The organism is Flavobacterium sufflavum (genome assembly GCF_004016525.1).
GTDB classification, from domain to species: domain Bacteria; phylum Bacteroidota; class Bacteroidia; order Flavobacteriales; family Flavobacteriaceae; genus Flavobacterium; species Flavobacterium sufflavum.
In genome coordinates this window covers 22,728-36,818 of sequence record NZ_SACJ01000015.1, presented here as the reverse complement: position 1 = coordinate 36,818, position 14,091 = coordinate 22,728, and the positions used below count along the sequence as shown (strand labels likewise).

The window sequence follows — 14,091 nt, the reverse complement described above, 5'->3', positions numbered from 1 at the left end:
ATTGATTTTAATGTAAATATAGTTGATTACCTAGAGCTGCTCTAGTAGCTGTTATGAGCCGTTTACTTTGGTTTCCACTTTCCATTAAAACTTTTTTGTTCTTTGAAAATCAATCCGAAATCTACATTAAAAATTGTTCCAATTCCTTTGGAATGAATATTATCTAAAATTAAACAAAATGCGATTAATAGCTCCTTTTCGGAATTTCTATTTGCAACAATTTCATAGTAGTCTCCCGCAAGATAACTAATGGCTTCTTTTTCCCAATAAGCAATTTGGATATCGTTGTGAAAAATGGAAACTTTTCTCTCTTTATGGCAATACAAGTCATAAATGTCGGTCCCTTTTTTTAATTGATATTTAGTTTTCCAAAAATTTTTTGATTCCAACTTAAATCGTTCGCCACTTGGAACTTCAATTTTATATTTTGGGTAATTGAAATAAAGACATTTGAAAGTTCTAAAATTTGGTTTAAGTTCATCAGGCTTGTAAATATTAATTATTGATCTTGAGAACAAATCAGTTTCAGCGTAGAATTCTTCTTTTTTATCGATGAAGATTTTGTATTGGCTTCCAAAGGAAAACGTATGTTGTTTTATCGTAATTTTTATCATAAATGGCTCATCGTTTGGCCGCTTGGCGATATGGCGGATTAAGAAAGTCTAAACTTTCGGTTAATGACAAATTACACAAATACAAAACTATCTTTAAATTAAGCCTAAACCCGCCATATTGCCAAACGGCGGTTGTAGGCTGTTTTTTTTGAAACGTTTATTTTTTATTCAATTGGAATACAGAAATCTACGATGCTAATTTTTTCTGGATGTTCATTGAAATTGTTATTATAAATTTCATATGGATTTCGGTCGGCTTTCTTATATCCGTTTTCGCTCATCCAAATGAAAAGACTACTCCAAGATTTTTCAAACTCATTTATTCCAATTTCAAAATGTCCAACAATAAATTTTCCCTTTTCAATTGTTGTTAAGCCAATTTCTCCACTAACTTCAACTTTTTCTTTTAACGAAATACAAGCACTCATTCTAACTTTATCAGGTTCAGTTATTTTGAAACTATCGAGATAAATTGTAACAACTTTTAAGTTTTCATTTTCTAAAAGTCTTTTTGGAGTTGCCCACTTAATTAATTTGGCATAAGTGTTTTCCATTCCATTGTGCCCGATTTGCGTAATAAATGCTAAATCTAATTTTGGCATTTCTTTAATTTCAATTTTTGCTTTCATTTTAATCCAATTTTTATGATTATTAATGTTGCAAATATATTCCTCTAATATTCCTCTTTCTTCTCCATTCTTGCTTTCCACTTTTCCAATCTTGCTAAATTTATATGGATTTGATTTTCTGAATTCTGTTGGACTTATTCCGTAAAATTTTTTGAAAGTTCTTGTAAATGATGAATTACTGTTAAATCCATATTGCAAAGAAAGTTCAGAAATTGAAATTTCTCGTTTATGCAAAAGTATTGATGCAGTTTTTTCAATTCTTTTACGAGTAATGTATTCGTTAATTGTTTCGTTTGTAATTGCTTTGAAAATTCTGTGCAAATGAAATGGTGAATAAAATCCAATATTTGCGATGGTTTCTAAATTCAGTTCTTGGTCTAAATTCACATCAATAAATATCAATATGTTGTTAATTCTTTTTATGTAATCTTCTTTCATCTTTCAGTTTTCTGTCGCTCGAAAATAGCCTACAACGTTCCGCGGCTTGCAGCCGTGGCGGCATTTTTAATGTTTAATTGTAAAGATATGCAATTTTCGTCTTTAGATTTTCCAGCTGAAAATTCAAACCAGTCATGGCTGCAAACCGCTGTTATACAACGTTATTGCTCGGTCAAACTTCCGTTAGCATATTTATAAAATTCTGTATCGAGTTTATTTAATTCAGCGTCTATCTTTTCATCATACAATTCTTCAACTTCATTTTTTCGTAACTTTTCCACAAACTCTTTTTCTGGTATGTGATTAGGATTGATTATGTTGATTGCATTTTCTAGAAGTTTGGCTGTTTTGACTTTTCCATTTTTCTTTAACGCTTTCAAAGTTTCATAACAGTTTTGACCGCTTGAATTTATGAAGTATTGATTAAAACCTCCATTATTAACTTCCATTTCTAATTCCTCAATATTTGCTTTCGGAATCACTTTTTCAACTTCGGTTACTGTTCCTCTTTTTGATGAACTTTTTTGAGTACAATTTGAGAAAACTAATACTAAAAGTAGAAGTTGAATTTTAAGAAATTTGTCCATTGAAAAGCAGGGTTTAATAATGTTGTATAACTCGTTTATATGTATGATAGCTGTCAAATATATAAATAAATATTTACAAATAATCTTAAATTTCAATTTCAAAAAACAACTGATGAAGTAGAGTACATCCATAAAAAAATCCGACTTATTTGCATAAATCGGATTGATATTGATTTTTGACATTGCTATTGAACTACGTTATTTTATAACTCCAACAGAACCTTCGCTTGACGGAATTAATTCAAAAACAGAATTGGGAGCCAAATTAGGTTCAATGCGATGCGAAACATATACAATGGTCATATTCGATTCCTGTTTTAGCAAATTGATGAGTTGACAAACCATCGCTACATTTTCATCGTCCAGACCTTCAACAGGTTCATCTAAAATAACCAAAGGCGGATGTTTTAAAACCGAACGCACAATCATGGCTAGCCTTTGTTGTCCTACCGAAAGGCGTTTGAACATTTGGTTTTTAAGGTGTTTCATCCCTATTAATTCCAACCATTGATCGGCAATCTTTTTTTGCAAGGTAGTAGGCAGGTCGTACAATCCGATAGAATCAAAAAATCCGGACAAAATCATTTGTTCCAGTGTGTGATTTCTTGTGAATAAACTGGTCATATTGGTAGCAAAATAACCGATGTTTTTTTTGATGTCCCAAACGCTTTCTCCACTTCCTTTTTTGCGACCAAATAAATGTAAATCCTGACCATAACCTTTAGTACTGTCACCATTTATTAATGACAAAAGCGTACTTTTTCCGGAACCATTAGGGCCTATAAGCTGCCAGAATTCGCCTTGTTGAATTGTCCAGTTGATGTTGTTTACAATAGGACGTTCTTCATAACTTACCGATACATTATTCATCTGAATCAGTACTTTTTGGTTGTATTCTATAGCATGAGCGGGATGCGGAATCCCGGATTGAGTTATAATTTTATTTTCGTGTGCTTCGTGGCTAATGTTTTCCAGTACAAAAGCATCTGAATTTATTTGTCTGTTATTCGAAATAAAAGGCAGTAAATCGGCAGTGCGGTTGACAAGCAGGATAATTTTGATTTTAGCAGCCATTTCTTCCAGTGATTTTGACAATTCTACACGGGAAGCTTGGTCTAAATGATCCATTGGATTATCAAAAATGATAAAATCAGGATTTTGGTCAATACAATATTTAAGAAACTTCTTTTTACGCTGTCCTGACGAAAAGGTGCTTAACTTTCTATTCGAATCTACCGCAGTCAATTCAAGGTATTGAAATTCTTTCTGGATAAAATGGTCAATGGCTAAATCAGAGAACAGGATTCCTTTTAAGGTTTTAAAAGGAGCTAATTCAGCGTTGGCTTTTCCGGAAAGAATGCTTTCTATAAAGTCTTTTTTATTGATTTGATTCGATAATAAGATGTTCCAATGAGTGGCAGTAGTCATGAAAATGGGTCTGTTTTTATTGGCTGTAAAGATAATAAAAGATAACAGAAGGCAGAAAGCAGAATACAGACAACAGATTGAAGAAAATAGAATCCAGAATCCAGACCGCAGATTGGAGAAATTAGCACAGATTATTAAAATAATTTGCGACCCGAGGATAGCGTTCCGATAGCTATCGGAAAGGCGAAGCAATTAGCGGTTGAAAATTGGGTTCTAATTTATAACTAAATATTTAGGGCTTTTATTTGATCTTCCATAGTAAGTGCATACTGATAGCTGTATTCAAAAATTTCATCGGCATTTTTTAAGTTATAAAGGCTGTACTGACTCATGTTAGCCGGTTCAAAATACAAGTTGCAACTGTGGGTTTTTATTTCGACCGAACTTTTCATAGCCAAATGAAAACAGCGGTCCAGAATGTTATTCATGCTTACTTTATCGACTTCTTTTTTGATGGAATTGACATAACTGCCAATAATGGTGTCGCATTGTCCCATCAAGGGTTCGATGGGGAAGTTGTTGATTACACCTCCGTCAACATAAAGGGTGTTGTTGTAGTTTACAGGTTGAAACAACAAAGGCATGCAAGAGGAAGCCATTAAGGCCTGGGATAAATTTCCGGAAGAGAAATAGACTAATTCTCCCTTTAGAATGTCGGTTGCAGCAACATATAACGGAATCTTTAAATCGTCAAAACTGTTTGTTGGAAAACATTCCAAATAGATATCGTGAAAGCCTTTCATCGCAAATAAACCCTGTCTTTTCATTAATAGATTGGAAAAACTAAAGATTTGCCCTTTTTTTAAAATACCTAAAATTTCATTTACCTTATAACCCGCCGCATAAAAAGCCCCGGCTATCGCTCCCGCACTGGTACCTGAAATATGAGTAGGAACAATGCCAAATTCTTCCAAGGCTTTTAATAGCCCTAAATGAGCTATGCCTCGGGCACCTCCACCGGATAATACAATCCCTATTTTACGTTCCATAGGTTTTTCGCTATTGAAAATGAGTCAAAATCGTTGTTTTTTCTTTTTTAAGATTCCATAAAATCCTCACATTTAGGAATATTGGCTAATGCCTGAATGGCAATTTCGGGAACAGGATTGACTAATTTACGCAATTTGGTATCCATCCAGGCACCATCAACGGTTAAAGTAGCACAAAGTTGGTTTTCTTCGGTGCGAAATTCATGTTCAATAGACCAACGGGAAGCATCGGCTCTCATTTTGGCTACTTTGGTATGGATAAAAATACTGTCGCTAAGTTTAATTTCTTTTCTAAAAACACATTCTTCCCTAAAAAGAACAGGACCAAAATGCTGTGTTTGAAATGCTTTCATGGTCAAACCTAAACTTTCTAATATTTCTACACGATGTTGGGCTGCACAATCGTAATAAACACTGTGACGAACGTGAAAATTTGGATCAATATCGGCCCAACGAAAAGATAATTGTTTACTGAAAGAGGTCATATTCTATTTTAAATTTAGTTATATAGACGAATCCATTGTCAATTCGAGCGAAGTCGAGAATGTTTTCAAAAAATGAATGTTCTCGTAAATTTAAAAAAAATAAGCTAAAAAGAAAGAAAAGGACTCTTTATAGTTTTTTGATAAATGCAATTTATGGAGTTTGTTTTTGTGATACTATCTGGTTGAGAATTAATATCTTTACAAGATGAGATTTAAAGTGAGCAGTTTTTTATCCTATGAAGTTTTTTCTACAACGACCTTTATTTTTAATATTCAGGTTGCCAATTCGCCAACTCAAGTAATTATTTCGGAGTCCCTTACCATTACTCCCGAGATTAAGTATCAAGAATTTGTATTAACCAATTCAGAAACCCGTTTTATTAAAATGAAGGTAGAACAAGGAACTAATTTTACAATTAGTTATGAAGCTGAAATTGACGTTTTCCATGAGGTAATCGCTGCTGAAAAGTTGTCGAAATCTGTTCCAATTATTGATTTAGATAACGAAGTATTGCCTTTTATTTCACCAAGCAGGTATTGTGAATCGGATAAATTGTTGGATTTTGCTCATCAGCAATTTGGGCATTTACCGAATGAGTTTACTAAGGCAAAAGCAATAAATGAATGGGTTTTTAACTCCATAGAATACAAAGCGGGAACAAGTGATTCCAGTAGATCAGCTTGTGATGTTTTGGCTTTAAAAGAAGGTGTTTGTAAAGATTTTGCTCATCTTGCAATTGCTTTATGTCGTGCTTTGGACATACCGGCACGTTATTTTACGGGTTATGCTTATGCGTTGAATCCACCTGATTTTCATGCTTGTTTTGAAGCTTATGTGGGAGGGAAGTGGCTGTTTTTTGATCCAACTAAATTAAGTGTTGCTAATGGATTGGTAAAAATAGCCAATGGTAAAGATGCCAGCGAAGTGGCTGTTGCCAGTTTTTTTGGTGAAGTGAATTGTACTTTTATGAAAGTAGATTGTAATCCTGTTTCAGCTGATTTTATTCCTTTTGATAAAGAAGAAAAAACAGCGGTTTCTTATGGTTGAAACTGCTGTTTTTTCTCGAATGGATTAATCATCAATGGCTTGTTCTGCCAATAGTTGGAATTTCCAGCCTGTATTATCACTCGTTTTTTGAGTTTGTTTTAAGATAATACCAATCAGTTCCTCTTTTGGGTCGGCAAAATATTGCGTATTGAAATAACCGCCCCAATTGAAAGTTCCTGCACTGCCTTGACCGCCCATATCTTCGCCCATCTGGTTTAAAACTCTAAAACCCAGGCCGTGGTAGGCATCGCTTTTACCCCAAACATCACCAATTTGGTTTGCCAACATGAATTGGACTGTGGTGCGACTCAATAAACGAATTCCGTTTAGTTCGCCTTTATTCAGGAACATTTGCAGGAAAGTGGCATAGTCTTTTGCGGTGCTTGAAAGACCGGCACCACCTGAGAAAAAGCTTTTAGCTCCTGATTTTGGATAATTGGTATCATAGAACGTATTTGGAAACGGAATCCAATTACCATTTTCCTTGGTTTGAACACTTACTAATCGGTTAGATTTTGATTCCGGCAAATAGAAATAAGTATCTGTCATTCCCAATGGTTCAAAAATGTGGGTTTTGTAAAATTCATCCATCGGCATTCCTGACATGATTTCGATAAAATAGCCAATGACATCCAAACCTTCGCTATAAGTGAATTTCTCTCCCGGATTGTGGTGTAGAGGTAGTTTTGCTAGTTTTTTGACACTTTCGGCAATGGTGATTTTATCGGTTGTAAACAAATCGGTTACGCCGGCGTCCTGATAGATTTTTTTAAAACGAGGATCGCTATCAATTTGTCCGTAACCAATTCCGGAAGTATGCGTGATTAAATCACGAACAGTAATTTCCCTTTTAGCCGGTTTAGTGGTGTATTTTCCATCGGGATACACAGAGTCTAAAACTTGGGCGTTTTTAAATTCAGGGATGTATTTTGCAATAGGATCATCGAGTTTGAATTTCCCTTCTTCCCAAAGCATCATTACGGCTGTAGTAGTAATGGCTTTGGTTTGGGAGGCAATTCTGAAAATGGCGTCGGTTTTTAAGGTTTTTGAAGTGGCATTGTCAGCCATTCCAAAAGCTTTTAGATACACAATTTTTCCCTTACGAGCGACTAAGGCTATGGCACCCGGAATTTCCGAATCGGTGACGGCTTTGTTTAACATATTGTCAATTCGTGCCAATCGTTCGCTGGACATTCCTACACTGCTTGGTGTAGCTTCAGTGAGTTTAGGCGAATTTTTTATCGAATGGGTTTGTGCATAATTGCTACAATTCCAAATCATAAAAAGTGTAATGAAAATTTTTTTCATGGTTGGTTTTTTTGGTTTAATCGTTGTAATCTATATAGATTGGTTTTATTAAGAGTAAATATTTCTTTTTTGCTTGATCAAAAAAGAAACAAAAAAATCAAGTCTTGCGCTTCCTCGTCGGTCAAATTAGTTTTCGAATGCTAAAAGAAAATAACTCGCTACGCTCAAACAGCTTTTCTTTTTAAGCATTCTTCAAACATTTGACACTCGACTGCGGAAGCTAAGGACGTTACAATAGAATAAGTGAAAATGATCTGTGTTCTAGTTGTTAACACGATATCGAATATTGTTATTCCGGGATTTTCTCTATAAGAATAGGGCTTTCGGCACTATCATAATAGGTACAAGTCATTTCGATAATGTCTACACGCCATTTGGTAATACCACATTGGGCTGCATGTTGGCAAAAGGTATAATAGTCGGTTTGACCGTCTTGGTGCATTACCAGAAATTCGATAAAACGTTCTTTGTTAGCCACAGCAGCAATAGTCAGGGCATCGTATTTTTTATCGGTATTTGCGGTAAAGTCGTTGTCGCCATAGTAAGAAACGCGACCGTCAGCCACGATGGTATCATAGCCTTTTACGCCTAGATTAATTAAGTCCTGAATGTAATTGGGGAAATCAGCACCCGATTTTACTTTTTCATGTGCTGCTTTGATTTGATCTATTGAAAACATATTCTAAATTTTTAGGTTTTCAAATATAGGTTAAAATGAAATTATACCAAGTACTGATTCTATTTTAGTTCAATCGTTCTGGTGTAATAGCATTTTTGATTTTTATAAGTGAAGAGCTGGATATTTAGTTTGTTACGTGATTCTTTTATTTTGTATTCCTTATAAAAATAATTTTTTGTTTAAAAATCATTGCTGTTTTATGGATTTGGCTTGCAAAGGCTATATATTTATGCGTAATTTAGTAACGGCTATTCCCACAATTATTAATTAAAATATTATTTCTATGAAAAACTTAGGTCTATTTTGTTTACTGCTGACTTGCATTGGATTTCAAAGCTGTAAAAATGATCAAAAAGCCAATGATGCTAAAACTGCTCCTGCCAAGGCCGAAAAGCCAGTAAGCATAAATTGTTATAAAGCATTGTATGAAACAGATACTATTGATTTAAAACTAAATACTTTAAAGGGGGGCAAAGTATCGGGGAATTTGGTGATGAAAATGTATGCTATGTCGGAAAAAGTGGGGGTGATAGAAGGGGAATTCCACGGAGATACCTTATTTGCTGACTATACTTTTATTCAGGGAAAAAATGAAAACGCAAAATTCAAAAACCCATTGGCATTATTAAAGCGAGGAGATACCCTAATTTTAGGTAATGGAAAAATAGAAACCTATTTAGGACGTTCTTATTTTGCTAAAGGCGCACCGATAGATTTTGATCGTGTGAAATATAAATTTTTAACTGTTGATTGCGTTGATAAATAAGATAGGGGATTTAACAGCACAATTTTGATTGATAAAAAACATTAAAATAAAAGCAGCAGCGGAATTTAACAATTTTTAGCTGCTGCTTTTAGTTCTTTTTTAAGCCAATATTTTTCTGTTAGCAGTACGATAGCAATTCCAACAATATAAGCCAATAAATCAGTCCATGCGAATGAAGTTCCAATAACCGTTCTTGCAATTTTTGATTTTTCTAAACCTAGCTTTTCAACAATATTTAAAAATTGAAGAAATTCAATTGCAAAAGAGAAAGCCAATACAGCTAAAGCAGTAACTAAAACCGATAATTTAAGAAAGGATTTTAAAAAGCAATAGATTAAAATAACAACCAAAACATCTCCAAAATAGGGTCTGACAAAATTATCATTGACAAAAAGCGCAATCATAATTTCGACGCAGAAAATCAAAACAGCGAAGCCAAAATAGTTTTTGTTAAATGTAATCATAATGGTGATTTAGGTTGCATCTAAGATTAGTTTTTCTAAAACCTTTGAGCTGTTTTTTTATTTAGGCAGGTATTCGATACAAAAATCAATAGGCTAAGATATCAAAAAAAAAAATCCTCTAAAACAATTGTGTTAGAGGATTTTTGCTTGATTAGTGTGGGCTTAAAATTTATAATTGTATCCTAAACGGATCACTTGGGTTTCATAATAGTCATTACTACTGTAGTGAAAACCGGCTCCCTGAATTTCTTTTTTAGGAACCATTGTGTTGAGTAAATCAGTTGCGTTGATAAAGAATTCCCCTTTGCCATTTTGAACCGTTTTTTTGATTCCAAAATCTACCGAAAAACGTGATTTTATTTTCCCTTGCGGAATAATATCAGGGGCTAAATAAATTGCGGTTAATTGTGCGTCTATTTTTTTAGCAAAATGAAAACTGTTATTCCATTTTAGATTTCCGGAAACGATAACTTCTTTTGGAGCAGAAAATAAATGCGAAGTAGGATATTTATTTTCTACCGTAAAAGCATCAATCTGGTTGCGATAGGTATTCATGTTGACATTAAAAGAATACAGTTTACTAACGTCCTGGGATAATACCATTTCGATACCTGAATTGTAGCTTTTGTTTACGTTTTGAAAAGTAGCATAAATAATTTCACTCCCCGGAACAGTACTGGAGATTCGGGTAATGGTCGCATCTGCAAAGCGATGGTAAAGGGCGGTGTACAAATTTCCTTTTTCCCAATTTTTTTTATAACCCAATTCCAATGAATTAGTAAATTGAGGTTTCAGCATTGGATTCCCCACTTTGATAATTTCGGCATCATCATATTTTGGAAAAATTCGAATATCAACTTCATTAGGTCTGTCGACTCTTCGGTTAAAAAAGATCGATAATTTATTATCCTCATTAAATTTATAAGCCAGGCGCATATTAGGAAATGGTTGTGTATAGTTGTAACCATCACTTTTATAGGTGTTGTGATTTGGATTTACCTCGTAATTCAAATCGACATATTCAACGCGTAAACCTAATTCGGCTTCCCATTTTTGATTTTCAAAAACATAATTTCCATAGATGGCAGGGATGAGTTCTTTGTAGGTAGCAGGTCCGCCTGCATTAGCATCTATAACCGAATTTTGTCCGGGTTTGAAGTCCATATTGGTAGGAATGTCTCTTTTACGTAATTTGATTCCTGTTTCGATACGGCCTTGTTTCAGGGGTTCGATATAATCAAAATTCAAATCATAGACTTTTTCGTCTGATAACAATTTGAAGGCATCAGTTCCCGAGGAATTAGTGAGAATGTTGTCGTAATAATATTTTTCATCTTCTCTGTGAAAAGTATAATTAAAGCCCACATTCAACAAACGACCCGGTTCTTTAAATTTGTGTTGGAAAGCTGCCGTTGCCATTACCGTTGTTTTTAATTCGTCTTCCAAAAATTGCCACAACCTTCTTCTTTCTGATAAATCAGCATTAAAAAAAGGCTGATCCCCTCGGTCAATGATTTTTTCGCTGCCAAATAATCCCGAAATGGTTAAGGTATTTTGGTCGTCGATAGTCCAATCGAAACCTGATTTTATTGTAGTAAAATGCGTGTTCCGGTTTCGCTTTAACTGGGAATTAATAATGTCGCCATTGTCGTAATATCGGGTAACAAATTCGTTTTTGTTCAAGGTTTCGGTATATAAATAATCGCCCTGAAAAAAAGCATTGATTTTGTTTTTGCGGTAATTCAATGAAAGTGATGGATTGATTTTTGGCGTCAAAGTATATTGCGGACGTATCGTAGGCAGGTTTTCTTTTCGAATCCATAGCGAACCCAAGCCTGTTGTTAGCCCAGCTTTACCATTAAAACCTTCTTTTTTATTTTTTTTATAAATGATATTGATGATACCCGCATTTCCATTGGCATCATATTTTGAAGAAGGATTGTTGATGATTTCGATTTTTTCAATGGCCGATGCCGGAATATTATCCAAACCGCTTTGACTGCCAAAACCCGTTAAGGCCGTTTGTTTGCCATCAATCAAAACCATTACTTTATCACTTCCTCTCAGTTGAACCTTACCGTCTTGTACTGTTACACTTGGGAGGTTTTGCATGGCTTGTAAAACAGAGCTTCCCGATTGTGTAATATTGTCAGCAATAGAGAAGGTTTTTTTATCCATTTTAGAGTTAATGGTCGAAGTTGGGGCATTAACAACCACTTCATCCAGTGAATTTACATTTTCGGTCAATTCGATTACTTTTAAGTCTAAATAATCAGATAAATTACCAATGTATAGTTGCTGTTCGTGTGTTGCATATCCTAATGAGGAAATTTCGAGAATGTATTTTCCTGATTTAATATTCGCCAAATTAAACCGGCCACTTTCGTTTGTGATAGTTCCCGCTACAAATGTTTTTTGACTGGCGGTTTTCAAAACCACATTGGCAAAGGATAAAGCGGTGTTGGTTTTATTCTCTTTGACAAGTCCCGAGACCGTTACTTGCTTGCTTTGTGCCCATAATTGGGTTGTGAGTAAGTAAAAAAGGAGGAGTATATTTAAAAATTTTATTTTCATGAGTTTTTATTATTTTACATTCAAAATCATTCCAACTCCCAGCTGGGAGCCATTATAAAAGGGCGAAATGATTCCAATATTGTTTTTGTTTTTCTTTTTTAATAAGGTATTGATGTAAGGAAATGTCCAATAGGCAATTTTGGTAGAAAGGATTCCTATACCAGCCCCCATGACCACATCAGTCAGCCAATGACGATCGTTGTATATGCGGAAAGCTCCGGTTCCCGCCGCCACCAGATAACCCGAAATTCCATACCAAATGGAAACATCTTTGTATTCCTGCCATAAAAATTCAGCTCCGGCAAATGCGGTTGCTGTATGTCCGGAAGGAAAAGAGTTGTTTGAACTTCCGTCAGGGCGTTCAACTTTGGTTATGGATTTTAAAGGTAAAACGGTTGCCGACATAATCAAATAGGAGGTTGCCAATATAATGGAACGGTCTCTCAGGTTGTTTTTTCCTTTTATTCCAATATTGTTAAGCGCATAAACAGCTACAGCCGGGGCATATTGGGAAAAATCATCAATGGTTATCTTCCTATCGATATTTTCTTCAACCTCTTCTTTAATTTCAGAATTAATGGATTGCAGAGCATCACTTTTAATGCCAATGATACCATAACTCATCAAACTAACCGGAAGTATTAATTGTTTGTAATTGAATTTTAGATTTTTATCTTTTACAAAAACAATAGTGTCCTTTGAAATTAATTCTTGAGCATGAAGGTTTGAGCCTACTGCAATAAGCAGTAAAGCAATATAAAAATTTGTCTTTTGCATGGTTGTTTAATTCAAATAAGTAATGGATATAATCTTGAGAATTATATCTAAAAATACAAATTAAGAATTAAACTATCGGAGGGCGGAAAATAGAAAAATTAGGATTGTATAAATAAATCTGATTTTTGAATTCAATGGCTTCTATTTGGTAGGAAGCAACAAAAGGATTATTGTTCTTAAATTCAAAAAAAGTTATTTTCTGTGCTAATTGTGTTACTTGATTTAGTGATACGAAGTCTACAGTTTGATGGGGTTTATCGTCATCTTTTTCACTTTCATGAGCTTCAAAAATTCCGTCTAAATTCATCAGATGTTCCCCTATAAAATCACAAATATTCAAATCAGGATCTTCCGTTTCTTTGCAATGACTATACATTTCAGGTAAATGTACCAAGGTTGAAAAATCCCCCATTGGCAAACAAATGATACCTAAAGTATAGTATGTGAATAAAAAGAAGTTAAAAAGAGGTCTCAAAATTGTATGAAAATAGAACCCAAATATAACTTATTTATAGCGATTGACTGTTTATAAAAAGTTAATTGTCTAAAATAGCTTAGGCTGTTTTTTATGATTGATTTATTTTAACTTTTGGTATGTTGGTTTTAGTAATCGTTTCAATCATTTTGTTCTCATTATTCTTGACATAGTCCATAAACTTTGTCACGTCTTCTTTGGTTGAAGCGTAGTTTCTGTAAGAATAGGCATATAGAATAATCATGTTCTCCTTTCCCGCTTGCTGTTGCTGGTACCTGTACACATTCCATTCCAGAATATTTCCTCCACTAATAGTAAACGAAATGATTTTGTCGTTTTGATTGGATACTTGTACTTGTTTGAAACTGACTATCGGATTGACCTTTTTTATGTTAGTAAGCTCGTTGATTTTCATTTGGCTCACATTTTCAGGATTCAAAGTGGTTTTTATGGCTTCCACCATAAGCATTTTTTCATATTTTTCCAGTTTGTCTGATTTTCGAAGGTATTCTTGTTTGAAATAAGTAGCATTAGGATGGGAACTCCAGGCTAACTCATACTTTTCGTTATTGAAATTCAATTCAGTGCCTGTTGATAGAAAATCAATAATATCATTCATTGTAAAGGACATCATTGTAAAGCAGCAAAATCCAATTATTAAAATTAAGTTCTTTTTCATGTTTTGTTTTTTATTTTATTAGGGAAGGATTACTCGCAAGCTTGTCATTCCGAAGAATGAGGACACGAGTGATAGCGAACTGGCGAAGCAATCTCATCCAGTAACTCTACAAAGTATTTCTATTTGTTCATCTTTGTGGGCACGGATTAAA

15 protein-coding genes are annotated in these 14,091 nt (G+C 34.2%); 2 read left to right on the top strand and 13 right to left on the bottom strand.

All coding sequences use genetic code 11. From position 1 onward, the window contains the following. Positions 1 to 62: 62 nt before the first annotated feature. From EOD40_RS16685 to EOD40_RS16660, 6 genes are all read right to left on the bottom strand, one after another. Entirely contained in the window at positions 63 to 614 is a 552-nt protein-coding gene (locus tag EOD40_RS16685; protein WP_128197484.1) for an LURP-one-related/scramblase family protein, read from the bottom strand. Positions 615 to 778: 164 nt separating this feature from the next. Then, positions 779 to 1,681 carry an AraC family transcriptional regulator gene (locus EOD40_RS16680; protein ID WP_128197482.1) on the bottom strand — a complete coding sequence of 301 codons (903 nt, stop codon included), beginning with the start codon at positions 1,679 to 1,681 and terminating at the stop codon, positions 779 to 781. 161 nt (positions 1,682 to 1,842) lie between these two features. Then, on the bottom strand, positions 1,843 to 2,268 hold the full coding sequence (locus EOD40_RS16675) for a DMP19 family protein (RefSeq protein ID WP_164905499.1): 426 nt from the start codon (positions 2,266 to 2,268) through the stop codon (positions 1,843 to 1,845). 198 nt (positions 2,269 to 2,466) lie between these two features. Next, positions 2,467 to 3,696: an ATP-binding cassette domain-containing protein gene (locus EOD40_RS16670; protein ID WP_128197477.1), complete on the bottom strand. Its 1,230-nt coding sequence runs from the start codon at positions 3,694 to 3,696 to the stop codon at positions 2,467 to 2,469. Positions 3,697 to 3,920: 224 nt separating this feature from the next. Beyond that, a complete protein-coding gene (locus EOD40_RS18260; RefSeq protein WP_128197475.1) occupies positions 3,921 to 4,685 on the bottom strand; it encodes a patatin-like phospholipase family protein in 765 nt (254 codons plus the stop codon). Positions 4,686 to 4,732: 47 nt separating this feature from the next. Then, positions 4,733 to 5,170 (bottom strand): acyl-CoA thioesterase, encoded by a 438-nt coding sequence (locus EOD40_RS16660; RefSeq protein WP_128197473.1) that lies wholly within the window; start codon positions 5,168 to 5,170, stop codon positions 4,733 to 4,735. A gap of 205 nt (positions 5,171 to 5,375) precedes the next feature. Here EOD40_RS16660 and EOD40_RS16655 point away from each other — a divergent pair, with 205 nt between their 5' ends. Then, positions 5,376 to 6,218 carry a transglutaminase-like domain-containing protein gene (locus tag EOD40_RS16655; RefSeq protein ID WP_128197471.1) on the top strand — a complete coding sequence of 281 codons (843 nt, stop codon included), beginning with the start codon at positions 5,376 to 5,378 and terminating at the stop codon, positions 6,216 to 6,218. A 24-nt stretch (positions 6,219 to 6,242) separates the two neighbouring features. On the opposite strand, the gene EOD40_RS16650 is transcribed toward EOD40_RS16655, so the two are convergent. After that, complete coding sequence (locus EOD40_RS16650; protein WP_128197469.1) at positions 6,243 to 7,526, bottom strand: serine hydrolase domain-containing protein; 1,284 nt, start codon at positions 7,524 to 7,526, stop codon at positions 6,243 to 6,245. Between the two features lie 289 nt (positions 7,527 to 7,815). Continuing rightward, entirely contained in the window at positions 7,816 to 8,205 is a 390-nt protein-coding gene (locus EOD40_RS16645) for a DUF1398 domain-containing protein (protein ID WP_128197467.1), read from the bottom strand. A gap of 283 nt (positions 8,206 to 8,488) precedes the next feature. Here EOD40_RS16645 and EOD40_RS16640 point away from each other — a divergent pair, with 283 nt between their 5' ends. Further along, on the top strand, positions 8,489 to 8,971 hold the full coding sequence (locus tag EOD40_RS16640) for a hypothetical protein (protein ID WP_128197465.1): 483 nt from the start codon (positions 8,489 to 8,491) through the stop codon (positions 8,969 to 8,971). Positions 8,972 to 9,036: 65 nt separating this feature from the next. On the opposite strand, the gene EOD40_RS16635 is transcribed toward EOD40_RS16640, so the two are convergent. The 5 genes from EOD40_RS16635 to EOD40_RS16615 form a co-directional block, all read right to left on the bottom strand. Then, entirely contained in the window at positions 9,037 to 9,435 is a 399-nt protein-coding gene (locus tag EOD40_RS16635; RefSeq protein ID WP_128197463.1) for a ribosomal maturation YjgA family protein, read from the bottom strand. Between the two features lie 162 nt (positions 9,436 to 9,597). Next, a complete protein-coding gene (locus tag EOD40_RS16630) occupies positions 9,598 to 12,009 on the bottom strand; it encodes an outer membrane beta-barrel family protein (RefSeq protein WP_128197461.1) in 2,412 nt (803 codons plus the stop codon). Positions 12,010 to 12,018: 9 nt separating this feature from the next. After that, positions 12,019 to 12,786, bottom strand: a complete 768-nt coding sequence (locus tag EOD40_RS16625) for a phosphatase PAP2 family protein (protein ID WP_128197459.1) — start codon at positions 12,784 to 12,786, stop codon at positions 12,019 to 12,021. 67 nt (positions 12,787 to 12,853) lie between these two features. Next, a complete protein-coding gene (locus EOD40_RS16620) occupies positions 12,854 to 13,198 on the bottom strand; it encodes a hypothetical protein (protein ID WP_128197457.1) in 345 nt (114 codons plus the stop codon). A 154-nt stretch (positions 13,199 to 13,352) separates the two neighbouring features. Further along, positions 13,353 to 13,940, bottom strand: coding sequence for a hypothetical protein (locus tag EOD40_RS16615; protein WP_128197455.1), 588 nt, complete (start codon positions 13,938 to 13,940; stop codon positions 13,353 to 13,355). Positions 13,941 to 14,091 lie beyond the last annotated feature (151 nt).

What these genes read in the sequence shown, in the direction of transcription:
- EOD40_RS16685 (WP_128197484.1), bottom strand. Translation starts at nt 614, where the DNA reads ATGATAAAAATTACGATAAAACAACATACGTTTTCCTTTGGAAGCCAA.
- EOD40_RS16680 (WP_128197482.1), bottom strand. Translation starts at nt 1,681, where the DNA reads ATGAAAGAAGATTACATAAAAAGAATTAACAACATATTGATATTTATT.
- EOD40_RS16675 (WP_164905499.1), bottom strand. Translation starts at nt 2,268, where the DNA reads ATGGACAAATTTCTTAAAATTCAACTTCTACTTTTAGTATTAGTTTTC.
- EOD40_RS16670 (WP_128197477.1), bottom strand. Translation starts at nt 3,696, where the DNA reads ATGACTACTGCCACTCATTGGAACATCTTATTATCGAATCAAATCAAT.
- EOD40_RS18260 (WP_128197475.1), bottom strand. Translation starts at nt 4,685, where the DNA reads ATGGAACGTAAAATAGGGATTGTATTATCCGGTGGAGGTGCCCGAGGC.
- EOD40_RS16660 (WP_128197473.1), bottom strand. Translation starts at nt 5,170, where the DNA reads ATGACCTCTTTCAGTAAACAATTATCTTTTCGTTGGGCCGATATTGAT.
- EOD40_RS16655 (WP_128197471.1), top strand. Translation starts at nt 5,376, where the DNA reads ATGAGATTTAAAGTGAGCAGTTTTTTATCCTATGAAGTTTTTTCTACA.
- EOD40_RS16650 (WP_128197469.1), bottom strand. Translation starts at nt 7,526, where the DNA reads ATGAAAAAAATTTTCATTACACTTTTTATGATTTGGAATTGTAGCAAT.
- EOD40_RS16645 (WP_128197467.1), bottom strand. Translation starts at nt 8,205, where the DNA reads ATGTTTTCAATAGATCAAATCAAAGCAGCACATGAAAAAGTAAAATCG.
- EOD40_RS16640 (WP_128197465.1), top strand. Translation starts at nt 8,489, where the DNA reads ATGAAAAACTTAGGTCTATTTTGTTTACTGCTGACTTGCATTGGATTT.
- EOD40_RS16635 (WP_128197463.1), bottom strand. Translation starts at nt 9,435, where the DNA reads ATGATTACATTTAACAAAAACTATTTTGGCTTCGCTGTTTTGATTTTC.
- EOD40_RS16630 (WP_128197461.1), bottom strand. Translation starts at nt 12,009, where the DNA reads ATGAAAATAAAATTTTTAAATATACTCCTCCTTTTTTACTTACTCACA.
- EOD40_RS16625 (WP_128197459.1), bottom strand. Translation starts at nt 12,786, where the DNA reads ATGCAAAAGACAAATTTTTATATTGCTTTACTGCTTATTGCAGTAGGC.
- EOD40_RS16620 (WP_128197457.1), bottom strand. Translation starts at nt 13,198, where the DNA reads ATGGGGGATTTTTCAACCTTGGTACATTTACCTGAAATGTATAGTCAT.
- EOD40_RS16615 (WP_128197455.1), bottom strand. Translation starts at nt 13,940, where the DNA reads ATGAAAAAGAACTTAATTTTAATAATTGGATTTTGCTGCTTTACAATG.